Genomic DNA, 24,753 nt, shown 5'->3' on the forward strand with positions numbered 1-24,753 from the left:
TCCTTGGGGACGAGCCTCTTGGCGCTGCTGCACATACGCGAAGACCCCGCACTCAGCGTCTCCGCTGATGACGGGGTCTTTGGGCACCTCACACAGGGTGCCCCCGGCAGGATTCGAACCTGCGCACACGGCTCCGGAGGCCGTTGCTCTATCCCCTGAGCTACGGGGGCGTGTCGGGCGCCTTGCTTGGCGGCGACGGGTAGAACCCTACCAGCTCCTTCGGGGTGTTCATGAACCCGTTTACGCGGTGGCGAGGTCGCCCGCACGGGGTGGAAGTGGGCAAAACCCGGACGCGGTGGCCGGTCCGGACCTACTCTCAATTTGTGCCAGGCGCGTCGGGCCGGGTGCTTGTTGTGGACGACAACAAGGTCATCCGGCAGCTGATCAGGGTCAATCTCGAGCTGGAGGGCCTCGAGGTCGTGACCGCGGCCGATGGTGCCGAGTGTCTGGATGTCGTTCATCAGGTGCGTCCGGACGTCGTCACCCTCGATGTCGTCATGCCCAGGTTGGACGGGCTGCGCACCGCCGCGCGGCTCCGCGCCGACCCCCGTACCCGCGATCTGCCCCTCGCCATCGTCAGCGCCTGTACGCAGTACGAGGTCGACAGCGGCCTCGACGTCGGTGTCGACGCCTTCCTCGCCAAGCCCTTCGAACCCGCCGAACTCGTCAGCCTCGTACGCAAGCTGATCGAGCGGAAGCAGCGGGGAGGGGGCGAGGACGAGGAGGATGGCGGTCCTCTGTTCGGGGGTGTTCTGGGTGCCGGGGCCAGCGCCAGTGCCGGGGACTCCGGGCGGGGCTGCGGCTGAGGCGTGCGGCTGAGCGGTCGTCCTGGGGGCACCGTCCACATCCCGGACCATCGCCCAAACCCGCTCGCTTACCCACCCCCCTTCTCCCATACGCTTGTCCCGTGACCCCCGTCGAGCTCTCCCGTACCGTGCTGCGCGCGGTGCGTCGTGCTGTCGACGAAGGGGAGCTGCGCGTCGCCGTACCGGAGCGGGTTCTGGTGACCGTGCCCGGGCCCGGTGGGTGTGGGGACTACGCCACCAACATCGCGCTTCAGCTCGCCCGCCCGGCCGGGCAGACGCCCCGGCACGTCGCCGAGATTCTGCGGCCGCACCTCGTCGGGGCGGAGGGCGTCGCCGACGTCGTCGTCACCGGGCCGGGGTTCATCAACTTCAGCCTTCGTGCCGCTGCTCCCAGCGCCCTCGTCGAGGAGATTCTGCGGCGCGGATCGCGGTACGGCTTCGCCGACGGGCCCAGTGGGGAGGTCGTGCAGCTCCACTGTCCCCACGAGGTTCGCGCCGTCGTCGTCATGGAGGTCGTCGCTCGGCTTCTGCGGTCGCAGGGCGCTCTCGTGCGGACCAGCTGTGAGGCCCGGCCCGAGCCGGAGTGGCAGGACGTGCTCGGCGTGCGCGTCGATGCCCACGGCCGGCCCGGCGCCCCCGCGCCGCTCGACATCAACGTACGACCCGTCCCCGCGCCCGCCGACCCGCTCCCGCTCGGCCGGGACGCCGCCCGCTGGGCGCTGCTCCACCCCGCCGCCCACGACCGGCCCCGCATCACCGACGAGCACCTCGTCCAGCGCGAGGCCAACCCCCTCTTCCGCGTCCGTTACGCCCACGCCCGCACCCGCGCGCTCACCCGCAACGCCGCCGACCTCGGCTTCACGGCGGAACCGGGGCCCACCGGCGACGCCCACGCGGCCACCCATAGCGCGGCCGACCTCACCGCGGCAGCCGACGCCCGCGTGACCCCCCGTACCACGGTCGACCTCACCGCCGCCGACGGCCGCGCAGTCACCCGTACCACCGCCGCCGACGCCCACGCGGCCACGCGTAACACCGTCGACCTCACCGCCGCCGACGGCCGCGCAGTCACCCGTACCACCGCCGCCGACGCCCACGCGGCCACCCGTACCCACACCGACCTCACCGCCGCCGACGCCCAAGCGGCCCCCCGTACCACCGCCGTACCGGGGCCCCAGGTCAACGAGGCCCACGCTCTCGCCACCGCCCTCGCCGACCACCCCCGCATCCTCGCCGCCTCCGCCGCCCGTCACACCCCCGACCGGCTCGCCCGGCACCTCGTCACCGTCGCCGATGCCGTCCTCGTCTTTCTGCCTGCCGTGCTGCCGCGCGGTGCGGAGAAACCCTTGGCCGCCCACCGTGCCCGGCTCGCGCTCGCCGAAGCCGCCGGGGCGGTGCTGGCCGGTGGCCTGTCCCTGCTCGGCATCGACGCACCCGAACACCTCTGAGGAAGCCACAAGAGTCATGAGCCGTTCCGCACACCCCGCCGGGCCCCGTCACGCCGATGTTCTGCCCGAGGGCCACTACTCGGGCCCGCCGGCCGACCTGAACGCCCTCGACCCGAAGGTGTGGGCCCAGACCGTCACCCGCGACAAGGACGGCGTCGTCACCGTCGGCGGTATCGACGTGCAGACGCTCGCCGAAGAGCACGGCACCCCCGCCTACATCGTCGACGAGGCCGACTTCCGCGCCCGGGCCCGCGCCTGGCGTACCGCCTTCGGGACCGACGCCGATGTCTTCTACGCCGGCAAGGCCTTCCTCTCCCGCGCCGTGGTCCGGTGGCTGCACGAGGAGGGGCTCAACCTCGATGTGTGCTCGGGCGGCGAGCTCACTACCGCGCTGTCCGCCGGTATGCCCGCCGACCGCATCGCCTTCCACGGCAACAACAAGTCCAAGGAAGAGATCGACAGGGCCATCCGCGCAGGCGTCGGCCGTATCGTCCTCGACTCCTTCCAGGAGATCGTCCGCGTTGCCCACATCGCCCGGGACCTCGGCAAGCGGCAGCGCGTGCAGATCCGTATCACCGTCGGTGTGGAAGCACATACGCACGAGTTCATCGCCACCGCCCACGAGGACCAGAAGTTCGGCATTCCGCTGGCCGGCGGGCAGGCCGCGGAAGCGGTGCGCCGTGCGCTCCAGCTCGATTCGCTCGAACTCATCGGGATCCACTCCCACATCGGGTCGCAGATCTTCGACATGTCCGGGTTCGAGGTGGCCGCCCACCGGGTCGTCGGGCTGCTCAAGGACATTCGCGACGAGCACGGCGTCGAGCTTCCCGAGATCGACCTCGGCGGTGGCCTCGGTATCGCCTACACCAGCGACGACGACCCCAGTGAGCCCCACGAGATCGCCAAGGCGCTCACCGAGATCGTCACGCGCGAGTGCGAGTCCGCCAAGCTGCGTACCCCGCGTATCTCCGTCGAGCCGGGGCGCGCCATCGTCGGGCCCACCGCCTTCACTCTTTATGAAGTGGGCACCATCAAGCCGCTCGACGGGCTGCGCACCTACGTCTCCGTCGACGGCGGCATGTCCGACAACATTCGTACGGCGTTGTACGACGCGGAATACAGCGTCGCCCTGGTCTCCCGGACCTCCGACGCCGAGCCGATGCTCGCCCGGGTCGTCGGCAAGCACTGCGAGAGCGGGGACATTGTCGTCAAGGACGCGTTCCTGCCCGCCGATCTGGCACCGGGTGACCTGATCGCCGTACCGGCGACCGGTGCCTACTGCCGGTCCATGGCCAGCAACTACAACCATGTGCTTCGGCCGCCCGTCGTCGCGGTGCACGACGGCGAGGCCCGTGTGATCGTCCGGCGGGAGACGGAGGAGGACCTCCTCCGTCTCGACGTCGGCTGATCCATAAATCAATAGACCAGCGGAAAGGCCGGGTGGAAGATCTTCCGCCTTTCCCTGCCAACATAATGAAATAGTCGTCTCACAATCCGGACCGGGGATAGAAACTCCGGTCCGGTGAGTGAGACTGGTCCAACCGTAGAAGGTAAAGGAAACGAGGTCGGATGATGCGTACGCGTCCGCTGAAGGTGGCGCTGCTGGGCTGTGGAGTGGTCGGCTCAGAGGTGGCGCGCATCATGACGACGCACGCCGACGACCTCGCCGCCCGCATCGGCGCCCCCGTGGAGCTCGCCGGCGTGGCCGTGCGGCGGCCCGACAAGGTGCGTGAGGGCATCCCGCGCGAGCTCATCACCACCGACGCCACCGCGCTCGTCAAACGCGGGGACATCGACGTCGTCGTCGAGGTCATCGGCGGTATCGAGCCGGCCCGCTCCCTCATCACCACCGCCTTCGAGCACGGCGCCTCCGTCGTCTCCGCCAACAAGGCCCTCCTCGCCCAGGACGGCGCCGACCTGCACGCGGCGGCGGAACAGCACAACAAGGACCTCTACTACGAGGCCGCCGTCGCCGGTGCCATCCCGCTGATCCGCCCGCTGCGCGAGTCCCTCGCCGGCGACAAGGTCAACCGCGTGCTCGGCATCGTCAATGGGACGACGAACTTCATCCTCGACAAGATGGACTCGACCGGGGCCGGTTACCAGGAGGCCCTCGACGAGGCCACCGCCCTCGGGTACGCCGAAGCCGACCCCACCGCCGACGTCGAGGGCTTCGACGCCGCCGCCAAGGCCGCCATCCTCGCCGGGATCGCCTTCCACACGCGCGTGCGCCTCGACGACGTCTACCGCGAGGGCATGACCGAGGTGACCGCGGCCGACTTCGCCTCCGCCAAGGAGATGGGCTGCACCATCAAGCTGCTCGCCATCTGCGAGCGGGCCGAGGACGGCGCGTCCGTCACCGCGCGCGTGCACCCCGCCATGATCCCGCTGACCCACCCGCTCGCCTCCGTGCGCGGCGCGTACAACGCGGTCTTCGTGGAGTCGGATGCCTCCGGTCAGCTGATGTTCTACGGCCCCGGCGCGGGCGGCTCCCCGACCGCCTCCGCCGTCCTCGGTGACCTCGTCGCCGTCGGCCGCAACCGGCTCAGCGGCACCACCGGACCCGGTGAGTCCGCGTATGCCGCCCTGCCCGTCTCCGGCATGGGCGATGTCGTCACGCGCTATCACATCAGCCTCGACGTCGCCGACAAACCGGGTGTTCTCGCCCAGGTGGCGACCGTCTTCGCCGAGCACGGTGTCTCGATCGATACGGTTCGGCAGCAGGGCAAGGACGGCGAGGCGTCCCTCGTCGTCGTGACCCACCGTGCGTCCGACGCGGCCCTCGGCGGCACCGTCGAGGCGTTGCGCAAGCTCGACACCGTGCGCGGTGTCGCCAGCATCATGCGGGTTGAAGGAGAGTAACCAGCAATGACCCACCAGTGGCGCGGAATCATCGAGGAGTACCGGGACCGTCTCCCGGTATCCGACACCACGCCGGTCGTGACGCTCCGCGAGGGCGGCACGCCGCTCGTGCCCGCGCAGGTGCTCTCCGAGCGCACGGGCTGCGAGGTCCACCTGAAGGTGGAGGGCGCGAACCCCACCGGGTCCTTCAAGGACCGCGGTATGACCATGGCCATCAGCAAGGCCAAGGAGGAGGGTGCGAAGGCCGTCATCTGCGCCTCCACCGGCAACACGTCCGCCTCCGCGGCCGCGTACGCCGTGCGCGCGGGCATGGTTTCGGCCGTTCTTGTCCCGCAGGGAAAGATCGCGCTCGGCAAGATGGGCCAGGCGCTGGTGCACGGCGCGAAGATCCTCCAGGTCGACGGAAACTTCGACGACTGCCTCGACCTCGCCCGCGCGCTGAGCGACAACTACCCTGTAGCGCTGGTCAATTCGGTCAATCCGGTCCGTATCGAGGGCCAGAAGACGGCCGCGTTCGAGATCGTGGACATGCTCGGCGATGCCCCCGACATCCACGTCCTGCCGGTCGGCAACGCGGGCAACATCACCGCGTACTGGAAGGGCTACACGGAGTACGCCGCCGACGGTGTCTCGAAGCGGACCCCGCGCATGTGGGGCTTCCAGGCGTCCGGTTCCGCGCCCATCGTGCGCGGCGAGGTCGTCAAGGACCCGTCGACGATCGCCACCGCGATCCGGATCGGCAACCCCGCGTCCTGGCAGTTCGCGCTGGCGGCGCGGGACGAGTCCGGCGGCCTCATCGACGAGGTGACGGACCGTGAAATCCTGCGCGCCTACCGGCTGTTGGCCGCCCAGGAGGGCGTCTTCGTGGAGCCCGCGTCCGCCGCGTCCGTCGCCGGTCTGCTGAAGGCCGCCGAGCAGGGCAAGGTGGACCCGGGCCAGACGATCGTGTGCACCGTGACCGGCAACGGTCTCAAGGACCCCGACTGGGCCGTCGCGGGCGCACCGCAGCCCGTCACCGTCCCCGTCGACGCGGCCACGGCGGCCGAGCGGCTGGGTCTGGCCTGATCAGCGGCACGGGGGGTGCACAGGGGGCTTACGACACGCATCGTGCGCCTCCTGTGCGCCCTATGTCGCCACTGAACCTTCCTTCGATAGGCTGTACTGAACCCGCCCACCGCATATGCCCGAGCATCCGGTGGGGCGCCGCGCCGTCTCCACGGCCCGAGGGTCCTCACGTACGTATCGAATGTCTTCGACAATCACGCAGCTCAAGGAGAGTCATCGAGCGATGGCCGGTCCAGCTTTCCGCGCCGCCGCCGTCCGGGTGCGCACCCCCGCCACCAGCGCCAATCTCGGCCCGGGCTTCGACGCCCTCGGCCTGTCGCTGGGGCTGTTCGACGACGTGGTCGTCCGGGTGGCCGACTCCGGGCTGCACATCGACATCGCGGGTGAGGGCAGCGAGACGCTGCCGCGTGACGAGAAGCACCTGCTCGTACGGTCCCTGCGCACCGCCTTCGACCTGCTCGGCGGACAGCCGCGCGGCCTGGAGATCGTGTGCGCCAACCGCATCCCGCACGGCCGCGGCCTCGGCTCCTCCTCCGCCGCCATCTGCGCCGGCATCGTCGCCGCGCGCGCGGTGACCATAGGCGGTGAGTCCCGGCTCGACGACGCGGCCCTGCTGGAGCTCGCCACCGAGATCGAGGGCCACCCCGACAATGTCGCGGCCTGTCTGCTCGGCGGTTTCACGCTCTCCTGGATGGAGTCCGGCGCCGCCCGGGCGATCAGGATGGATCCCGCCGATTCCATCGTTCCGGTGGTTTTCGTGCCCGGAAAGCCGGTCCTCACCGAAACCGCGCGCGGCCTGCTGCCGCGCACCGTGCCGCATGTCGACGCCGCCGCCAACGCGGGCCGTGCCGCCCTGCTCGTAGAGGCCCTCACCCGGCGCCCCGAGCTGCTGCTGCCCGCCACCGAGGACCGTCTGCACCAGGAGTACCGCGCCCCGGCCATGCCGGAGAGCGCCGCACTGGTGGAGCGGCTGCGCGCCGACGGGATCCCCGCGGTGATCTCCGGAGCGGGCCCCACGGTGCTCGCGCTGGCCGATGACGACAGCGCCGACAAGGTGGCTGATCTGGCAGGCGAGGGCTGGGCCGCGAACCGGCTCGAGCTCGACGCCCAGGGAGCGAGCGTGCTGCCGCTTGCGCCCTGACACACGGTTGCCGGATTTCGAGAGGGGGAATGTTTGTTGGATCCGGTAGTGTTAACCTCAAGTCTGCACCCGACCCCACCATGGCGAGGTGCTTTGTGTCCCCGTCCGGGACAGACATTCTTCCGGGAGCCTCCCAAGCCGCACTGTGTTCTGTACGACGTACGCGGGCAGTACCTCGTACGCGGGCACTGAGCGACTCGCCGGGCACGCTCCGGAACCGGTGCGACCAAGCCACGTGACACGGACATTCGGTGTCACAGCTTTGGGAAGCGCCATCACCGATATTTCTTCCGCCGCTTAGGCGGACCACCGCCCCGGCCGGTCCACGACAAGGACCAAAGCCGGACAGCACAACCGGTCGCCGAGCCAGACAGGCCGACGTCCGCTCCAGGGAAGGACCCTTCGTGAGCGACACCACCGATCTGATGGGCGCACGTGTCGAGGAGACCGCTGCCGCGCCCGCCACGGACGCCTCCGCGCCTGCCACCGGTGCCGGCTCCCGGCGGCGCCGCGGTACCGGCCTCGAGGGCATGGTGCTGGCCGAGCTGCAGCAGGTCGCATCCGGCCTCGGCATCAGGGGCACCGCGCGTATGCGCAAGAGCCAGCTGATCGAGGTCATCAAGGAAGCGCAGGCCGGAGGAGGTTCCGCGGCCCCCAAGGCTGCCAATGCCGCGGGCGACGCCACCGAGACCAAGCCGAAGCGCCGGGCCACCTCCAAGGCCCGTACCGGCGAGGAGGCGCCCGCCAAGAAGGCGGAGAAGGCCGAGGCGCCCGCCGAGAAGGCCGTGGCGCAGCAGCAGATCGAGATTCCCGGTCAGCCGGCCAGCGAGGACGCTCCCGCTGAGCGTCGTCGTCGCCGTGCCACCGCCGAGGCCGGCGCCCCCGCGGCCGCCGCCCCCGAGACGGTCGCCGCCGAGGCCAAGAGCGAGCCGAAGGCCGAGACCCCGGCGCAGCCGCAGGGCGACGCCGGTGACGGCGGCGAGGGCCGCCGTCGTGACCGCCGTGAGCGAGGCCGGGACCGCGACCGCGGTGAGCGCGGTGACCGTGACCGCGGTGACCGTCGCAAGGGCGACGACCAGCAGGGCGGCGGTCGTCAGGACCGTGGCCAGCAGCAGGGTCAGCAGCAGGGCGGCGGTCGTCAGGACCGTCAGGACCGTGGCCAGCAGCAGGACGACGACGACTTCGAGGGCGGCCGCCGTGGCCGTCGCGGCCGTTACCGCGACCGCCGTGGCCGTCGTGGCCGCGACGAGATGGGCGGCCAGGAGCCGCAGATCAACGAGGACGACGTCCTGATCCCGGTCGCGGGCATCCTCGACATCCTCGACAACTACGCCTTCATCCGTACCTCCGGCTACCTGCCCGGTCCGAACGACGTGTACGTCTCCCTCGCCCAGGTCCGCAAGAACGGCCTGCGCAAGGGCGACCACGTCACCGGTGCGGTCCGTCAGCCGAAGGACGGCGAGCGCCGCGAGAAGTTCAACGCGCTGGTCCGTCTCGACTCCGTCAACGGCATGGCGCCCGAATCCGGGCGTGGCCGCCCGGAGTTCAACAAGCTGACGCCGCTGTACCCGCAGGACCGCCTCCGCCTGGAGACGGACCCGGGCGTGCTGACCACCCGCATCATCGACCTCGTCGCGCCGATCGGTAAGGGCCAGCGCGGTCTGATCGTGGCCCCGCCGAAGACCGGCAAGACCATGATCATGCAGGCGATCGCCAACGCGATCACGCACAACAACCCCGAGTGCCACCTGATGGTCGTCCTGGTCGACGAGCGTCCGGAAGAGGTCACCGACATGCAGCGGTCGGTCAAGGGCGAGGTCATCTCCTCGACCTTCGACCGTCCGGCCGAGGACCACACGACGGTCGCCGAGCTCGCCATCGAGCGTGCCAAGCGTCTGGTGGAGCTGGGTCACGACGTCGTCGTACTGCTCGACTCGATCACGCGTCTGGGTCGTGCGTACAACCTGGCGGCGCCGGCCTCCGGCCGCATCCTGTCCGGTGGTGTCGACTCGACCGCGCTGTACCCGCCGAAGCGCTTCTTCGGTGCGGCCCGCAACATCGAGGACGGTGGCTCGCTGACCATCCTCGCCACCGCCCTGGTGGACACCGGGTCCCGCATGGACGAGGTGATCTTCGAGGAGTTCAAGGGCACCGGCAACGCCGAGCTCAAGCTCGACCGGAAGCTCGCGGACAAGCGGATCTTCCCCGCGGTAGACGTGGACGCGTCCGGTACGCGTAAGGAAGAGATCCTGCTCGCCCCCGACGAGCTCGGCATCGTCTGGAAGCTGCGCCGGGTGCTGCACGCGCTCGACCAGCAGCAGGCGGTCGAGCTGCTTCTCGACAAGATGAAGCAGACGAAGTCGAATGCCGAGTTCCTGATGCAGATTCAGAAGACGACGCCGACTCCCGGCAACGGCGACTGACCTCGCAAAGAGCTCAAAAAGGCCGCTCCCCGTCACCTGAGTGACGGGGAGCGGCCTTTTGGCGCAGAGAGGAGAGGGCGCATCTCACGCGCCCCATTCGACTCTTGCTCCTCTGGGGGGACTTCCTTGCCCACACCCCTGTCCGGGGCCGGCCGCCACAGACGCCGGATACGGATCGCCCTGCCCGTCGCCGCCGCCGGTGTCGCCGCCGCCGTCGCTGCCGCGCTGCTGACCTCGTCCGCCGGTGCCGCCTCCGCGGAGCCGAACCCGCCCGCCGTGCCGAGTGTGAGCTCTCCCACACTCGCCGAGCTGGAGGCGCGTATGACGAAGGCCGCCGCCTCCGACGGCACCGCAGGAGCCGCTTCGGCCAAGTCGTCGTACAGCAGCAGCTCCACCGTCGACGCGAAGATCATCGGCGGCAGCACCACCAGCATCACCACCGCGCCCTGGATGGCGCAGCTCTGGTACTACGACGAGGTCAACGACCTCGGCTTCTTCTGCGGCGGCGCCGTCGTGGCGCCGACGAAGATCCTCACCGCCGCGCACTGCGTCAAGGGCTACAACTGGAAGGCGTACGGCGGCGTCGTCACCGGCGCCACGCAGCTCTACGACGGCGACCTGCACGGCGGTACCGGCACCGCGGTCCAGCGCCAGTGGAGCCACGAGAGCTACAGCGCGCGGACGATCGACAACGACATCGCGGTGCTCACCCTGGCCAAGCCGGTCACGGCCACCCCGATCCGCATGGCGACGTCCACCAACACCGCCTCCTACGCGGCTGGCACCCAGGCCAAGGTCTACGGCTGGGGCCGTACCACCTCCACCGACCAGAACGTCTCCCCGACGCTGAAGACGGCCACTCTGCCGATCCAGTCCGACGCCACCTGCGCCGGCACCTACGGCGCCGACTTCGTCAAGGGCCACATGGTCTGCGCGGGCGACCCCGCCAGCGGCAGTGACAGCGGCACCACCTCCGCCTGCAACGGCGACTCCGGTGGCCCGCTGGTCGTGGACAACCGGATCGTCGGCGTCGTCTCCTGGGGCGTCCAGGACTGTGTCGCCAAGGGCGCCTACAGCGTCTTCGCCAAGGTCAAGACGTACGTCGGCGCGACCTACCCGCGCCTGGACGACACCAACTTGAGCCTCGACAACAAGGCCGACCTGTGGGTGCGCAACGCCTCCACCAAGACCGGCTACGAGAAGGACTCCACGGGCACCTCCTTCGGCGCCCGTGAGTCTTGGGGCAACTGGGGCGCCTTCAACGTCGTCCTCCAGAACGACCTGAACCGCGACGGCTACCAGGACCTGTTGGTCCGGCGCAGCTCCGACGGTGATGTCTTCTGGAAGCACTGGGTCCCCGCGAGCGAGTCCTGGGCCACCACGAAGGTCGCCGACAACTGGAGCACCCGCACCCGCATCGTCACCCCCGGCGATGTCACCGGTGACTATCTGCCCGACCTGCTCTCCGTGGACTCCGCCGGAAAGCTGTGGCTCTACCCGGGCAAGGGCAACGGCACCTTCGCGACCCGCGACCAGGTCGGTTCGGGCACCGGCTGGAGCCAGTACAACTTCCTGGTCGGGCACGGTGACTTCAACGGTGACGGCAAGGCCGACCTGATCGCCCGCACGCGCAGCAACGGCTACGTCTACCTGTACAAGGGCACCGGCACGGCCTCCGCGCCGTTCGCGTCCCGGGTCAAGGTGCGCACCTGGAGCAGCACGTCGTACAACAAAGTCGCGACCGTCGGCGACATCACCGGCGACGGCAAGGCCGACCTCCTGGCCCGCACCCCCGGCGGCACGCTCTACCTGTACAAGGGCACCGGCAAGGCCACCAGCGAGATCTTTGCCACAAGGATCTCCGTCGGTACCGATTTCAAGCAGTACGACATCTTCGGCTGAAACCGCAGGTGAGAGGCGTACGCCCGGAATAGTCCCCTTACACGCGGTGGCCACCCATACACAGGGTGGCCACAGCGCGTTGTGCAACCCTTTGCCGAGTTTCGCCGTCTGACCAGGCGGAGCGACGATGGTGCGGTACGGGTCTTTTTGACCACGCCTGACCCTGAAAGCAGGGGGTAACCGACCGGACGAGAACCGAGGAGCACATGTCAGCCGAGAGCACGCCGGAGTCCGGCATACCGGATGACGCCGGCACCGCCGGCCCGCGCCACCGCGCCAAGGGCCGTCGCCGCAAGCCCCGCGACAAGCGCCGCAAGGGCATGGTGGTCGCGGCCTGGACCGCCGCCGGGATCGTCGTCCTGGGCGGTACCGGAGCCGGCTATCTGTACTTCAAGCTCAACGGCAACATCAACAGCGTCGACATCGACCAGGCCCTCGGCACCGACCGCCCGGACAAGGTCGACAACGGCTCGGAGAACATCCTCGTCCTCGGCTCCGACACCCGCTCCGGCTCCAACCAGGACCTCGGCGGCGGCACCGACGACGGCAGCGCCCGCTCGGACACCGCGATGATCGTGCACGTCTACAAGGGCCACAAGAAGGCCAGCGTGGTCTCCATCCCGCGGGACACCCTCATCGACCGTCCCGAGTGCACCGACACCGACGGCAACACCCATGACGCGGCGAGCGGCGTGATGTTCAACTCGGCGTACACCACCGGCGGCGCGGCCTGCGCGGTGAAGACCGTCGAGTCGATCACCGATCTGCGGATGGACCACTATCTGGAGGTCGACTTCAGCGGCTTCCAGAAGCTGGTCGACGATCTCGGCGGCGTCGAGATCACCACGACCGAGGACATCAGCGACTCCGACAGCCATCTGGATCTGAAGGCCGGCACCCACAGGCTCACCGGCGAGCAGGCGCTCGGCCTGGTGCGCACCCGGCACGGCGTCGGCGACGGCTCCGACCTCGGCCGTATCCAGCTCCAGCAGGCCTTCATCAAGGCGCTGATCAACCAGGTCAAGGATGTCGGCATCTTCACCAACCCGAAGAAGCTCTACGACCTGGCCGACACCGCGACCAAGACCGTCACCACCGACTCCGACCTGGGCTCGGTCAACAAGCTCATGTCCTTCGCCAACGGCTTGAAGGGCATCAGCTCCTCGAACATGACGATGGTCACGATGCCGGTCCAGTACGACCCGGCCAACGCCAACCGGGTCCTGGTGGAGGAGACGAAGGCCAAGATGGTCTGGAAGGCTCTGAAGAACGACCAGGCGATTCCCAAGGCGGCCACGGAAGGTACGGCCACGGGCCAGGCGAAGGGCGTCGTCAGCTCCAGTTAGGGACGCCGGGAATAGATCACAGTGGCCCCCCGTTTTGGGGGATGGCCCCAGTCCTGGCAGACTGGTACGTCGGCTCCGGTTCACGCTTGCGCATCCCGCGTCAGCGACCCGGCGCCCTCCCGAAACTAGGAGACACCTTGAAGCGCGACATCCACCCCGAGTACGTCGAGACGCAGGTCAGCTGCACCTGTGGCGCGTCGTTCACCACCCGTAGCACGATCAACAGCGGCGCCATCCGCGCCGAGGTCTGCTCCGAGTGCCACCCGTTCTACACGGGCAAGCAGAAGATCCTCGACACCGGTGGCCGTGTGGCCCGCTTCGAGGCCCGCTTCGGCAAGGCTGCCGGCTCCAAGAAGTAGCGAGCCCCATTTCGCCGGTCCACGGTCGCGCCCTCCACAGGCGTGCCGGGACCGGCGTTTTTGGTCGTCCGCCCTTCACCCACGTACGTACAGGAGCCAGAGATGTTCGAGGCCGTCGAGGAACTCGTCGCCGAGCACGCCGACCTGGAGAAGAAGCTCGCCGACCCGTCGGTCTTCGCCGACCAGGCCAACGCGCGCAAGCTGAACAAGCGCTACGCCGAGCTCACCCCGATCGTCGCCACGTACCGCTCCTGGAAGCAGACCGGCGACGACATCGAGACCGCGCGCGAACTCGCCGCCGACGACCCGGAGTTCGCCGCCGAGGTCAAGGTGCTGGACAAGCAGCGTGACGAGCTGACGGAGAAGCTGCGGCTGCTGCTGGTCCCGCGTGACCCGAGTGACGACAAGGACGTCATTCTGGAGATCAAGGCGGGTGCCGGCGGTGACGAGTCGGCCCTGTTCGCCGGCGATCTGCTGCGCATGTACCTGCGCTACGCCGAGCGCGTCGGCTGGAAGACCGAGATCATCGACGCCACCGAGTCCGAGCTCGGCGGCTACAAGGACGTCCAGGTCGCCGTGAAGACCAAGGGCGGCCAGGGCGCGACCGAGCCCGGGCAGGGCGTGTGGGCGCGGCTGAAGTACGAGGGCGGTGTGCACCGCGTGCAGCGCGTGCCCGCGACCGAGTCCCAGGGCCGTATCCACACCTCCGCGGCCGGTGTGCTGGTCACGCCGGAGGCCGAGGAGGTCGACGTCGAGGTCAACCCCAACGACCTGAGGATCGACGTGTACCGCTCCTCCGGGCCGGGCGGACAGTCCGTCAACACCACGGACTCCGCCGTGCGCATCACGCACATCCCCACCGGAGTGGTCGCTTCCTGCCAGAACGAGAAGAGCCAGCTGCAGAACAAGGAGCAGGCACTGCGTATCCTGCGCTCCAGGCTGCTCGCCGCGGCGCAGGAGGAGGCGGAGAAGGAAGCCGCCGACGCCCGTCGCAGCCAGGTCCGCACCGTCGACCGCTCCGAGAAGATCCGTACGTACAACTTCCCGGAGAATCGCCTCTCGGACCATCGCGTCGGCTTCAAGGCGTACAACCTGGACCAGGTCCTGGACGGCGACCTCGACGCGGTGATCCAGGCCTGCGTCGACGCGGACTCGGCCGCCAAGCTCGCAGCCGCGTAAGGCACGGAGACTTGAGTACCGGAGGACGAGCGTGAACCTGCTGCTCGCGGAGGTGGCGCAGGCCACCCAGCGGCTGGCCGACGCCGGCGTGCCCTCGCCGCGCAATGACGCGGAGGAGCTCGCCGCGTTCGTGCACGGCGTGAAGCGGGGCGAGCTGCACTCCGTGCGGGACGCCGACTTCGATGCCCGGTACTGGGAGGTCATCGCCCGCCGAGAGCAGCGCGAGCCGCTCCAGCACATCACCGGACGCGCCTTCTTCCGGTACCTGGAACTCCAGGTCGGCCCCGGCGTCTTCGTGCCCCGCCCCGAGACCGAGTCGGTGGTGGGCTGGGCCATAGACGCCGTACGCGCCATGGATGTCGTGGAGCCGCTCATCGTCGACCTGTGCACGGGCTCGGGCGCCATCGCGCTCGCCCTCGCCCAGGAGGTTCCGCGCTCGCGGGTGCACGCCGTGGAGCTGTCCGAGGACGCCCTGCGCTGGACCCGCAAGAACATGGAGGGGTCCAGGGTCGACCTGCGTCAGGGCAACGCCCTCGACGCCTTCCCCGACCTCGACGGCCAGGTCGACCTGGTCATCTCCAATCCGCCGTACATCCCGCTCACCGAGTGGGAGTACGTGGCGCCCGAGGCACGCGACTACGATCCCGAACTCGCCCTGTTCTCAGGGGAGGACGGCCTCGAGCTCATCCGCGGTCTGGAGCGCACCGCGCACCGTCTGCTGCGTCCCGGCGGGGTCGTCGTCATCGAGCACGCCGACACCCAGGGCGGCCAAGTGCCGTGGATCTTCACCGAGGAGCGGGGCTGGGCCGACGCGGCCGACCACCCCGACCTCAACAACCGCCCCCGGTTCGCCACGGCCCGCAAGGCCCTGCCGTGAGCACCCCGAAGCCCTTTCAGAAGTACGTGTACGAGGAGGCCCGCTAGATATGGCACGGCGATACGACACCAACGACGCGACCGACCGCACGACCGGTCTGCGTGAGGCCGCGTCCGCCGTCCGCCGTGGCGAGCTCGTGGTCCTCCCGACCGACACGGTGTACGGCATCGGCGCCGACGCGTTCTCCAAGGAGGCCGTGGGCGATCTGCTCGACGCCAAGGGCCGCGGCCGCAACATGCCCACGCCTGTGCTCATCGGCTCCCCGAACACCCTGCACGGCCTGGTCACGGACTTCTCCGAGCTGGCCTGGGAGCTCGTCGACGCGTTCTGGCCGGGCGCGCTGACGCTGGTCGCCAAGCACCAGCCGTCCCTGCAGTGGGACCTGGGCGACACCCGGGGCACCGTCGCCGTGCGCATGCCGCTGCACCCCGTGGCGATTGAGCTGCTGACCGAGGTCGGCCCGATGGCGGTGTCCTCGGCGAACCTGACCGGGCACCCGGCGCCGGAGGACTGCGACGCGGCCCAGGGCATGCTCGGCGACTCCGTCTCCGTGTACCTCGACGGCGGTCCCACGCCCGGCAACGTCCCGTCGTCGATCGTCGACGTCACCCGTGAGGTGCCGCTGCTGCTGCGCGAGGGCGCGATCTCGGCGGACGAGCTGCGCAAGGTCGTACCCGACCTCGAGGTGGCGAATTGACAGCCCCTGACGCGGGGCGTGGCATAGGCAACGGGGAAGAGACCACCACCTTCGGACTCCCGAGGGACAGCTTCCGCATCCTCCACGTCAGCACCGGCAACGTGTGCCGCTCGCCGATCACCGAGCGGCTGACCCGTCATGCCCTGGCGGACCGGCTCGGCGACCCGCTGTGGGGCGGGCTGATCGTGGAGAGCGCGGGCACCTGGGGCCATGAGGGCGCGCCCATGGAGGCCAACGCGGAGACCGTCCTCGCCGACTTCGGCGCGGATCCCTCCGGGTTCATGGGCCGGGAGCTCCTCGACGAGCATGTGATCCGCGCGGACCTGGTCCTGACCGCGACCCGCGACCACCGCGCCCAGGTGGTCTCGATGGGCCACTCGGCGGGCCTGCGCACCTTCACGCTCAAGGAGTTCACCCGCCTGGTGCGGGCCATAGACCCCGCGACGCTGCCCCCGCTGGAGGACGGCGTGGTCGCCCGCGCCCGCGCCCTGGTCCGCGCCGCCGCGGCCCTGCGCGGCTGGCTGCTGGCCCCCACCGCGGAGGCGGACGAGGTCTTCGACCCGTACGGCGCCCCGCTCCCCTTCTTCCGCTCGATCGGCGACGAGATACACGAGGCCCTGGATCCCGTCGTGACAGCGCTGACCGGAGTACCGGCTCGGGCGTAAGCGAGCGGGCGGTGAACACCGGGCCTACATTGGTGCTACGTCATCGTCGACGCCCCGGAGCCCACCATGTCGGTCACCCCTGTCCTAGAGGCCGATGTCCTGCGTCGGCAGGATCCCGAACTGGCGGAGATCCTGCTCGGTGAACGGGAGCGGCAGGCGAGCACCCTGCAGATGATCGCCGCCGAGAACTTCACCTCCCCCGCCGTACTGGCCGCGCTCGGCTCCCCGCTCGCCAACAAGTACGCCGAGGGCTATCCCGGTGCCCGGCACCACGGCGGCTGCGAGATCGTCGACGTCGCCGAGCGGATCGCCGTGGACCGCGCCAAGGCGCTGTTCGGCGCCGAGCACGCCAACGTCCAGTCCCACTCCGGGTCTTCGGCCGTCCTCGCCGCATACGCGGCCCTGCTGCGCCCCGGCGACACCGTCCTCGCCCTGGGCCTGCCCTACGGCGGCCATCTCACCCACGGCTCACCCGCCAACTTCTCCGGCCGCTGGTTCGACTTCGTCCCCTACGGCGTCGACGCGGAGACCGGGCTCCTCGACCACGAGCAGGTGCGCACGCTGGCGCGCAATCACCGCCCCAAGGCGATCGTGTGCGGGTCCATCGCCTACCCCCGGCACATCGACTACGCCTTCTTCCGCGAGGTCGCCGACGAGGTCGGCGCCTATCTCATCGCCGACGCCGCCCACCCCATCGGGCTCGTCGCCGGGGGAGCGGCGCCCAATCCCGTGCCGTACGCCGACATCGTGTGCGCCACCACCCACAAGGTGCTGCGCGGGCCGCGCGGCGGGATGATCCTGTGCGGCGCGGAGCTCGCCGAGCGGGTCGACCGGGCCGTGTTCCCCTTCACCCAGGGCGGCGCGCAGATGCACACCATCGCCGCCAAGGCCGTCGCCTTCGGCGAGGCGGCAACACCGGCCTTCACCACGTACGTCCATCAGGTGGTCGCCAATGCGCGCGTGCTCGCGGCCGGTCTGGCCGCCGAGGGCCTGGTCGTCACCACCGGCGGCACCGACACCCACCTGATCACCGCCGACCCCGCGCCGCTCGGCGTCGACGGCCGCACCGGCCGTGGCCGGCTCGCCGCCGCCGGGATCGTCCTGGACTGCTGCGCCCTGCCGCACGGCGACGCCCGCGGCCTGCGCCTGGGCACCGCGGCGCTGACCACTCAGGGCATGGGAGAGAAGGAGATGGCTCACATCGCCGCCCTCATGGCGGGGGTGCTGCGCGGTGAGGCCGACGCCGTGCGGACCCGTGAAGAAGTACGGGAGTTGACCGGGGGATTTCCGCCGTATCCCCGCTGAGCCGGGGTAGACGCACTCGCGTGCACAGCCACACGTGCAACCATCGTCGCTACCCGGAAGTCCCCAACCATATGCGCGCATCGCTAGGGTGTGGGGCTGAGATGGCCAGCGAGACCTGTGGGGAAGCCTGTGCGTGAATACCTGCTGACGCTCTGCATCACGGCCGCGGTGACGTACCTGCTCACAGGGCCGGTGCGGAAGTTCGCGATCGTGGCCGGAGCGATGCCGGAGATCCGGGCACGTGACGTGCACCGGGAACCCACTCCGCGCCTCGGCGGTATCGCCATGTTCTTCGGGCTGTGCGCGGGTCTGCTGGTCGCCGACCACCTGGCGAACCTCAGCACCGTCTTCGAGAACTCCAACGAGCCGCGCGCCCTGCTCTCGGGCGCCGCGCTGATCTGGCTGATCGGTGTCCTGGACGACAAGTTCGAGATCGACGCCCTGATCAAGCTGGGCGGCCAGATGATCGCCGCCGGCGTCATGGTCATGCAGGGTCTGACGATCCTGTGGCTGCCGATCCCGGGCGTCGGCTCGGTCGCGCTGACCCAGTGGCAGGGCACCCTCCTCACCGTCGCGCTGGTCGTCATCACCATCAACGCCGTGAACTTCGTCGACGGCCTGGACGGTCTCGCGGCCGGCATGGTCTGCATCGCCTCGGCCGCGTTCTTCCTCTACGCCTACCGCGTCTGGGTGTCGTACGGCATCGAGGCCGCCGCTCCGGCCACCCTGTTCTCCGCGATCCTGATGGGCATGTGCCTGGGCTTCCTGCCGCACAACATGCACCCGGCGCGGATCTTCATGGGCGACTCCGGGTCGATGCTGATCGGCCTGGTGCTCGCCGCGGGTGCGATCTCCATCACGGGACAGGTCGACCCGGACGCGCTGAAGCTGTTCGCGGGCTCCGAGAAGGCGGCCGTGCACCAGACGGTGCCGGTCTACATCCCGCTGCTGCTGCCGCTGACCATCATCGCGATCCCGGCCGCCGACCTGGTGCTGGCGATCGTACGGCGCACCTGGCGGGGCCAGTCCCCGTTCGCGGCGGACCGGGGGCATCTGCACCACCGTCTGCTGGAGATCGGCCACTCGCACAGCCGGGCCGTCCTGATCATGTACTTCTGGTCGGCGCTGATCGCGTTCGGCGCCCTGGCCTACTCGGTGAACTCGGCGTCCATGTGGATCGTGCTGGGCGTGGTGTTCCTCAGCGCCATCGGCCTGATCCTGCTGCTGCTCCCGCGGTTCACCCCGCGCGCTCCCCGCTGGGCCTACGCCATCGTGCCGCCGCGCTACCGCCGTGGCGGCGCCGTAGTGGAACCGGCGGCGACCACTCCGCAGGCCGCGACGGACGTGACGGACGCGACGGAGGAGCCGCGCACTCCGGTGGCCGCCGGGGTGTCGGGGGTCAATGGCGCTACGGCTCTGGGCGCCCGTTCACGCTTCCTTGACCGGCGGAAGGCCGGGTCGTCGCGCTGACGGCAAGGTAAGAATCTGACTAGAGCATTGCCAAATCGTGGGGAAACGAAGCGGTGCAATATCAGACAAAGGGGCGCCGTTCCTGCACATACGCGCGCTGTCACTCTCATGTGTGACACCGAGCACACCCGCCAGGTAAAGACCTCATCAAATAGTTTGTGATACGGTTCACGAGAACCCCGGATAGAGCCGAAGGACCGCAATGCGACGGCCCAACGGAGTGAGGTTCCCTCTCAGCCCGGGACTACGCTCGTCCATGACGACACCCCTGCCCCCTGTGAAAGCGGAGTTGCCGCCATGCCGTCCAATGACGCCCGGAATCTTCTGCAGATCGCTGTGCCCACAGCGGCTGCCGGCGCGATTGTCGTCGCCGTCAGCGCTGCGGTCGCCGGCGGCAAGGGCGCGCTCGGTGCGACGGTCGGCACACTGCTGGCGATCCTGTTCATGGGAATCGGCCTTTACGTCCTGCAGTGGACGGCAAAAACGCTCCCGCAGCTGTTCCAGGCCATGGGGTTGATGCTCTACGTCGCCCAGCTCCTGCTGCTCCTGATCTTCGTCGCCCTCTTCCAGGACACCTCTCTCTTCAATGCGAAGACGTTCGCGATCTCGCTCGTCGTCGCCACCGTCGTGTGGATGGCCGCGCAGGCACGTGCGCACATGAAGGCCAAGATCTTCTACATCGATCCGGACTCCGCGAAGAGTGAGAAGACCGAGAAGACGGGCCCGTCGTCGTGAGGGGTAGGGGCGGGATAAAGGGCCGGGGGAACTCCTGCTATCGTCCGGTGCCAACTGCGGCATCGCGGGCGCGGGCATCTGAGCTGACGCCTGCTCGATCGCGAGGCTTGATGCCCCAGAGCCGCCCTCACATCCGTAACACCAGTCCGGTGCCGACCCGCGGCTGCGCGCCGCGCCGACACAACGAGGTTGCCGTACCCATGCGTCACGCCGAAGGAGCCCGTGGTGAGTGCTGACCAGACCCAGCTCGCCTTTGACTGGAGCTGTCGGATCATGTCCGACAACGGGTGTGGTTTTCCGGCTCCGGGCCTGCACTCGTTCCTCTTCCAGCCGATTGCCACGGTCGGGGGGTTCGAGTTCAACAAGGTGATGCTGCTCGCGCTCATCACCACGCTTCTTGTCGTCAGCTTCTTCTGGGCTGCTTTCGGCAAGGCCAAGGTTGTTCCGGGCAAGCTGCAGATGGTCGGCGAAGCCGGTTACGACTTCGTACGCCGCGGGATCGTCTACGAGACCCTCGGTAAGAAGGAGGGCGAGAAGTACGTCCCTCTGATGGTCTCGCTGTTCTTCTTCATCTGGATCATGAACATCTGGTCCGTGATTCCGCTGGCCCAGTTCCCGGTGTCGTCGATCATCGCGTACCCGATTGTGCTGGCGGCCGTCGTCTACATCGTGTGGATGTCGCTGACCTTCAAGAAGCACGGCTTCGTCGGCGGTCTGAAGAACCTCACCGGTTACGACAAGTCGCTCGGCGCGGTCCTGCCGCTCGTCGTCGTCATCGAGTTCTTCTCCAACGTGCTGGTCCGCCCGTTCACGCACGCGGTGCGACTGTTCGCGAACATGTTCGCCGGTCACCTGATGCTGGTCATGTTCACCGTGGCCTCCTGGTACCTGCTGAACAGCTGGATGATCCCGGCGGCCGGCGTCTCGTTCGTGATGACCATCATCATGATCCTCTTCGAGCTTTTCGTGCAGGCGGTCCAGGCGTACGTCTTCGTGCTCCTTGCCTGCTCGTACATTCAGGGCGCTCTCGCCGAGCACCACTGAGCCCGCTACACCCACCCCCTGATCGTCCGGTGACCAACTCCCACCGGTCCGTAAAGAGAAGGAAGAATCAGCATGGCTGCCACTGAGACCCTCGCCGCCGTCTCCGGTTCGCTCGGCTCCATCGGCTACGGCCTGGCCGCGATCGGCCCCGGCGTCGGCGTCGGCATCATCTTCGGCAACGGCACCCAGGCCCTCGCCCGCCAGCCCGAGGCTGCCGGCCTGATCCGCGCCAACCAGATCCTGGGCTTCGCCTTCTGTGAGGCTCTCGCCCTCATCGGCATCGTTATGCCGTTCGTGTTCGGTAAGTGATCAACCCTTACTGACACGAATCGACGAAAGGCACTGATGTGATCGCCAACCTGGTACAGCTGGCGGCCGAGGAGGAGCAGAACCCGCTCGTCCCGCCCGGCCCCGAGCTGCTCGTCGGCACCATCGCCTTCGCCATCGTGTTCTTCTTCTTCTGGAAGAAGCTGCTTCCGAACATCAACAAGGTTCTGGAGGAGCGCCGCGCGGCGATCGAAGGCGGTATCGAAGAGGCCGAGGCCATGAAGGTCGAGGCCACGAGCGTCCTTGAGCAGTACAGGGCACAGCTCGGCGAGGCCCGGCACGAGGCCGCGCGTCTGCGCCAGGAGGCGCAGGAGCAGGGCGCCGCGCTCATCGCCGAGATGCGTGCCGAAGGCCAGCGGCAGCGCGAGGAGATCGTCGCCGCCGGTCACGCCCAGATCGAGGCCGACCGCAAGGCCGCCGCTTCCGCGCTGCGTCAGGACGTCGGCAAGCTCGCAACCGACCTGGCCGGCAAGCTCGTCGGCGAGTCCCTCGAGGACCACGCCCGCCAGAGCCGTGTCATCGACCGCTTCCTCGACGAGCTCGAGGAGAAGGCCGAGGCGTCGCGATGAACGGAGCGAGCCGCGAGGCCCTGGCAGCCGCACGTGAGCGTCTCGACGCGCTGACGGACAACACGTCCGTCGACGCGGCGCAGCTCGCCGACGAGCTGGCGGCCGTTACCGCGCTGCTCAACCGCGAGGTGTCGCTGCGTCGGGTCCTGACCGACCCGGCGCAGGCCGGTGAGGCCAAGGCCGAGCTGGCCCAGCGGCTGCTCGGCGGCCAGGTCGGCGGCGAGACCGTCGACGTGCTGGCCGGTCTGGTGCGCTCCCGCTGGTCGCAGTCCCGTGACCTGGTGGACGCGCTGGAGCAGCTGGCGAACATCGCGGACCTCACCGCCGCGCAGCGCGCGGGCACGCTCGACAGCGTCGAGGACGAGCTGTTCCGGTTCGGCCGGATCGTCTCCTCGAACACCGAGCTGCGGGCCGCGCTGACCAACCGCTCGGCCACCAAGGCGGCCAAGAGCGAGCTCCTGGGCAGTCTGCTGGGCGGCAAGGCCGATGCGGCCACCGAGCGTCTGGTGACGCGTCTTGTGACCGCGCCGCGTGGACGTAGCCTGGAGACGGGCCTCGAGTCCCTGTCCAAGCTCGCCGCGGAGCGCCGGGACCGCATGGTTGCCGTGGTCACCTCGGCGACGCCGCTGAGCGACGGCCAGAAGCAGCGCCTCGGCGCCGCGCTGGCGAAGCTCTACGGCCGCCGGATGCACCTCAACCTCGACGTGGACCCCGAGGTCCTCGGCGGGATCCGGGTGCAGGTGGGTGACGAGGTCATCAACGGCTCCCTCGCCGATCGGATCGAGGACGCCGGCCGCCGACTGGCGAGCTAGCAGCAACTTCATAAAGCAGTACGTAATGACGGCCCGGTTGGGCCGTGCAGAGGATTCCTGGGGGTCGCCCCCAGACCCCCAAAGTGAAACTTCGGGCCCAACAAGGAGAGCAGGGAACCCAGATGGCGGAGCTCACGATCCGGCCGGAGGAGATCCGGGACGCACTGGAGACCTTCGTCCAGTCGTACAAGCCGGACGCGGCCTCGCGCGAGGAGGTCGGTACGGTCAGCCTTGCCGGCGACGGCATCGCGAAGGTCGAGGGTCTGCCCTCGGCCATGGCCAACGAACTGCTGAAGTTCGAGGACGGCACCCTCGGCCTCGCGCTCAACCTGGAAGAGCGCGAGATCGGCGCCATCGTCCTCGGTGAGTTCAGCGGCATCGAGGAGGGACAGCCGGTCACGCGTACCGGTGAGGTTCTCTCCGTGGCCGTCGGCGAGGGCTACCTCGGCCGTGTCGTCGACCCCCTCGGCACCCCGATCGACGGCCTCGGCGAGATCGAGACGTCCGGTCGCCGCGCCCTGGAGCTGCAGGCCCCCACGGTCATGCAGCGCAAGTCGGTGCACGAGCCGATGGAGACCGGCTACAAGGCCGTCGACGCGATGACCCCGATCGGCCGTGGCCAGCGTCAGCTGGTCATCGGTGACCGCCAGACCGGCAAGACCGCCCTGGCCGTCGACACGATCATCAACCAGCGCGACAACTGGCGCACCGGCGACCCGAACAAGCAGGTCCGCTGCATCTACGTCGCCATCGGTCAGAAGGGCTCGACGATCGCGTCGGTCCGCCGCGCGCTGGAGGAGAACGGCGCGCTGGAGTACACGACCATCGTCGCCGCCCCGGCGTCCGACCCGGCCGGCTTCAAGTACCTGGCGCCGTACACCGGTTCGGCCATCGGTCAGCAGTGGATGTACGAGGGCAAGCACGTCCTCATCATCTTCGACGACCTGTCGAAGCAGGCCGACGCCTACCGCGCCGTGTCGCTGCTGCTGCGCCGCCCGCCGGGCCGTGAGGCCTACCCCGGTGACGTCTTCTACCTGCACTCCCGTCTGCTGGAGCGCTGCGCGAAGCTCTCCGACGACATGGGCGCCGGCTCGATGACGGGTCTGCCGATCGTCGAGACCAAGGCCAACGACGTCTCGGCGTTCATCCCGACCAACGTCATCTCCATCACCGACGGCCAGTGCTTCCTGGAGTCGGACCTGTTCAACGCCGGTCAGCGCCCCGCGCTGAACGTCGGTATCTCCGTCTCCCGAGTCGGTGGTTCCGCGCAGCACAAGGCGATGAAGCAGGTTTCCGGCCGTCTGCGCGTCGACCTCGCCCAGTTCCGTGAGCTGGAGGCCTTCGCCGCCTTCGGTTCCGACCTGGACGCCGCGTCGAAGGCGCAGCTGGAGCGCGGTCAGCGCATGGTCGAGCTGCTCAAGCAGGCTCAGTACCAGCCGATGTCCACCGAGGACCAGGTCGTCTCCGTCTGGGCCGGTACCACCGGCAAGATGGACGACGTGCCGGTCGTCGACGTCCGCCGCTTCGAGAAGGAGCTGCTGGAGTACCTGCACCGCAAGGAGCAGGGCCTCATGACCTCCATCAAGGAGGGCGGCAAGATGTCGGACGACACCCTCACCGCTGTTGCCGACGCGATCGCCGACTTCAAGAAGCAGTTCGAGACCTCGGACGGCAAGCTTCTCGGCGAGGACGCTCCGGCCGCGGCCAAGTGACGTAAGGAA

At 69.1% G+C, this 24,753-nt stretch carries 22 protein-coding genes and 1 tRNA gene; 22 read left to right on the plus strand and 1 reads right to left on the minus strand.

From position 1 onward, the window contains the following. Window positions 1-98 precede the first annotated feature (98 nt). Window positions 99-170 (minus strand) — tRNA-Arg (locus tag OHT76_RS29210). 60 nt (window positions 171-230) lie between these two features. On the opposite strand from OHT76_RS29210, the gene OHT76_RS29215 reads away from it, so the two are divergent. The 22 genes from OHT76_RS29215 (at window position 231) to atpA (ending at window position 24,744) form a co-directional block, all read left to right on the plus strand. After that, window positions 231-806 (plus strand): response regulator, encoded by a 576-nt coding sequence (locus tag OHT76_RS29215; RefSeq protein ID WP_328873833.1) that lies wholly within the window; start codon window positions 231-233, stop codon window positions 804-806. Window positions 807-907: 101 nt separating this feature from the next. After that, window positions 908-2,254, plus strand: a complete 1,347-nt coding sequence (gene nrtL, locus OHT76_RS29220) for an ArgS-related anticodon-binding protein NrtL (RefSeq protein ID WP_328873834.1) — start codon at window positions 908-910, stop codon at window positions 2,252-2,254. A 16-nt stretch (window positions 2,255-2,270) separates the two neighbouring features. Next, the gene (lysA, locus tag OHT76_RS29225) at window positions 2,271-3,662 is read left to right on the plus strand and encodes a diaminopimelate decarboxylase (protein WP_328873835.1); all 1,392 of its coding nucleotides are present in this window, start codon (window positions 2,271-2,273) and stop codon (window positions 3,660-3,662) included. 161 nt (window positions 3,663-3,823) lie between these two features. Then, the gene (locus OHT76_RS29230) at window positions 3,824-5,116 is read left to right on the plus strand and encodes a homoserine dehydrogenase (RefSeq protein WP_328873836.1); all 1,293 of its coding nucleotides are present in this window, start codon (window positions 3,824-3,826) and stop codon (window positions 5,114-5,116) included. 6 nt (window positions 5,117-5,122) lie between these two features. Then, the gene (thrC, locus tag OHT76_RS29235) at window positions 5,123-6,181 is read left to right on the plus strand and encodes a threonine synthase (RefSeq protein ID WP_328873837.1); all 1,059 of its coding nucleotides are present in this window, start codon (window positions 5,123-5,125) and stop codon (window positions 6,179-6,181) included. A 223-nt stretch (window positions 6,182-6,404) separates the two neighbouring features. Further along, window positions 6,405-7,322, plus strand: coding sequence for a homoserine kinase (gene thrB, locus OHT76_RS29240; protein ID WP_328873838.1), 918 nt, complete (start codon window positions 6,405-6,407; stop codon window positions 7,320-7,322). 404 nt (window positions 7,323-7,726) lie between these two features. Continuing rightward, window positions 7,727-9,745 carry a transcription termination factor Rho gene (gene rho, locus OHT76_RS29245; RefSeq protein WP_328873839.1) on the plus strand — a complete coding sequence of 673 codons (2,019 nt, stop codon included), beginning with the start codon at window positions 7,727-7,729 and terminating at the stop codon, window positions 9,743-9,745. Window positions 9,746-9,871: 126 nt separating this feature from the next. Beyond that, a complete protein-coding gene (locus OHT76_RS29250; protein ID WP_328873840.1) occupies window positions 9,872-11,647 on the plus strand; it encodes a trypsin-like serine protease in 1,776 nt (591 codons plus the stop codon). Window positions 11,648-11,853: 206 nt separating this feature from the next. Next, window positions 11,854-12,993, plus strand: coding sequence for an LCP family protein (locus OHT76_RS29255; protein ID WP_328873841.1), 1,140 nt, complete (start codon window positions 11,854-11,856; stop codon window positions 12,991-12,993). Between the two features lie 137 nt (window positions 12,994-13,130). Continuing rightward, entirely contained in the window at window positions 13,131-13,352 is a 222-nt protein-coding gene (gene rpmE / locus OHT76_RS29260; protein WP_328873842.1) for a 50S ribosomal protein L31, read from the plus strand. Window positions 13,353-13,454: 102 nt separating this feature from the next. Continuing rightward, the gene (gene prfA, locus OHT76_RS29265; RefSeq protein WP_328873843.1) at window positions 13,455-14,531 is read left to right on the plus strand and encodes a peptide chain release factor 1; all 1,077 of its coding nucleotides are present in this window, start codon (window positions 13,455-13,457) and stop codon (window positions 14,529-14,531) included. 31 nt (window positions 14,532-14,562) lie between these two features. Next, window positions 14,563-15,408, plus strand: coding sequence for a peptide chain release factor N(5)-glutamine methyltransferase (gene prmC / locus OHT76_RS29270; protein WP_328873844.1), 846 nt, complete (start codon window positions 14,563-14,565; stop codon window positions 15,406-15,408). 49 nt (window positions 15,409-15,457) lie between these two features. Beyond that, window positions 15,458-16,105 (plus strand): L-threonylcarbamoyladenylate synthase, encoded by a 648-nt coding sequence (locus OHT76_RS29275; RefSeq protein ID WP_328873845.1) that lies wholly within the window; start codon window positions 15,458-15,460, stop codon window positions 16,103-16,105. After that, a complete protein-coding gene (locus OHT76_RS29280) occupies window positions 16,102-16,770 on the plus strand; it encodes an arsenate reductase/protein-tyrosine-phosphatase family protein (protein WP_328873846.1) in 669 nt (222 codons plus the stop codon). The genes OHT76_RS29275 and OHT76_RS29280 overlap by 4 nt, the downstream gene beginning before the upstream one ends. 66 nt (window positions 16,771-16,836) lie before the next feature. Beyond that, window positions 16,837-18,075 carry a serine hydroxymethyltransferase gene (gene glyA, locus OHT76_RS29285; protein ID WP_328873847.1) on the plus strand — a complete coding sequence of 413 codons (1,239 nt, stop codon included), beginning with the start codon at window positions 16,837-16,839 and terminating at the stop codon, window positions 18,073-18,075. Window positions 18,076-18,204: 129 nt separating this feature from the next. Continuing rightward, window positions 18,205-19,545 carry an MraY family glycosyltransferase gene (locus OHT76_RS29290; protein ID WP_328873848.1) on the plus strand — a complete coding sequence of 447 codons (1,341 nt, stop codon included), beginning with the start codon at window positions 18,205-18,207 and terminating at the stop codon, window positions 19,543-19,545. 297 nt (window positions 19,546-19,842) lie between these two features. Then, window positions 19,843-20,280 (plus strand): hypothetical protein, encoded by a 438-nt coding sequence (locus OHT76_RS29295; protein WP_328873849.1) that lies wholly within the window; start codon window positions 19,843-19,845, stop codon window positions 20,278-20,280. A gap of 273 nt (window positions 20,281-20,553) precedes the next feature. Further along, window positions 20,554-21,324 carry a F0F1 ATP synthase subunit A gene (atpB, locus tag OHT76_RS29300; RefSeq protein WP_328876648.1) on the plus strand — a complete coding sequence of 257 codons (771 nt, stop codon included), beginning with the start codon at window positions 20,554-20,556 and terminating at the stop codon, window positions 21,322-21,324. Window positions 21,325-21,396: 72 nt separating this feature from the next. Beyond that, window positions 21,397-21,633: a hypothetical protein gene (locus OHT76_RS29305; protein ID WP_015657805.1), complete on the plus strand. Its 237-nt coding sequence runs from the start codon at window positions 21,397-21,399 to the stop codon at window positions 21,631-21,633. A 38-nt stretch (window positions 21,634-21,671) separates the two neighbouring features. After that, the gene (locus OHT76_RS29310) at window positions 21,672-22,220 is read left to right on the plus strand and encodes a F0F1 ATP synthase subunit B (protein ID WP_328873850.1); all 549 of its coding nucleotides are present in this window, start codon (window positions 21,672-21,674) and stop codon (window positions 22,218-22,220) included. Further along, a complete protein-coding gene (locus OHT76_RS29315) occupies window positions 22,217-23,032 on the plus strand; it encodes a F0F1 ATP synthase subunit delta (protein WP_328873851.1) in 816 nt (271 codons plus the stop codon). Before OHT76_RS29310 ends, OHT76_RS29315 begins: the two co-directional genes overlap by 4 nt. 122 nt (window positions 23,033-23,154) lie before the next feature. After that, window positions 23,155-24,744 carry a F0F1 ATP synthase subunit alpha gene (atpA, locus tag OHT76_RS29320; protein WP_328873852.1) on the plus strand — a complete coding sequence of 530 codons (1,590 nt, stop codon included), beginning with the start codon at window positions 23,155-23,157 and terminating at the stop codon, window positions 24,742-24,744. The last annotated feature ends 9 nt before the right edge of the window (window positions 24,745-24,753 follow it).

Source organism: Streptomyces sp. NBC_00287, from assembly GCF_036173105.1.
In the GTDB taxonomy this organism is placed as follows: domain Bacteria; phylum Actinomycetota; class Actinomycetes; order Streptomycetales; family Streptomycetaceae; genus Streptomyces.

Excerpts from the sequence above, each read along its gene's own strand:
- atpB (WP_328876648.1), top strand. The coding sequence starts at position 20,554 with ATGTCCGACAACGGGTGTGGTTTTCCGGCTCCGGGCCTGCACTCGTTC.
- OHT76_RS29315 (WP_328873851.1), top strand. The coding sequence starts at position 22,217 with ATGAACGGAGCGAGCCGCGAGGCCCTGGCAGCCGCACGTGAGCGTCTC.
- OHT76_RS29275 (WP_328873845.1), top strand. The coding sequence starts at position 15,458 with ATGGCACGGCGATACGACACCAACGACGCGACCGACCGCACGACCGGT.
- lysA (WP_328873835.1), top strand. The coding sequence starts at position 2,271 with ATGAGCCGTTCCGCACACCCCGCCGGGCCCCGTCACGCCGATGTTCTG.
- glyA (WP_328873847.1), top strand. The coding sequence starts at position 16,837 with ATGTCGGTCACCCCTGTCCTAGAGGCCGATGTCCTGCGTCGGCAGGAT.
- OHT76_RS29305 (WP_015657805.1), top strand. The coding sequence starts at position 21,397 with ATGGCTGCCACTGAGACCCTCGCCGCCGTCTCCGGTTCGCTCGGCTCC.
- prfA (WP_328873843.1), top strand. The coding sequence starts at position 13,455 with ATGTTCGAGGCCGTCGAGGAACTCGTCGCCGAGCACGCCGACCTGGAG.
- atpA (WP_328873852.1), top strand. The coding sequence starts at position 23,155 with ATGGCGGAGCTCACGATCCGGCCGGAGGAGATCCGGGACGCACTGGAG.
- OHT76_RS29255 (WP_328873841.1), top strand. The coding sequence starts at position 11,854 with ATGTCAGCCGAGAGCACGCCGGAGTCCGGCATACCGGATGACGCCGGC.
- thrC (WP_328873837.1), top strand. The coding sequence starts at position 5,123 with ATGACCCACCAGTGGCGCGGAATCATCGAGGAGTACCGGGACCGTCTC.
- thrB (WP_328873838.1), top strand. The coding sequence starts at position 6,405 with ATGGCCGGTCCAGCTTTCCGCGCCGCCGCCGTCCGGGTGCGCACCCCC.
- OHT76_RS29230 (WP_328873836.1), top strand. The coding sequence starts at position 3,824 with ATGATGCGTACGCGTCCGCTGAAGGTGGCGCTGCTGGGCTGTGGAGTG.
- OHT76_RS29295 (WP_328873849.1), top strand. The coding sequence starts at position 19,843 with ATGCCGTCCAATGACGCCCGGAATCTTCTGCAGATCGCTGTGCCCACA.
- OHT76_RS29215 (WP_328873833.1), top strand. The coding sequence starts at position 231 with ATGAACCCGTTTACGCGGTGGCGAGGTCGCCCGCACGGGGTGGAAGTG.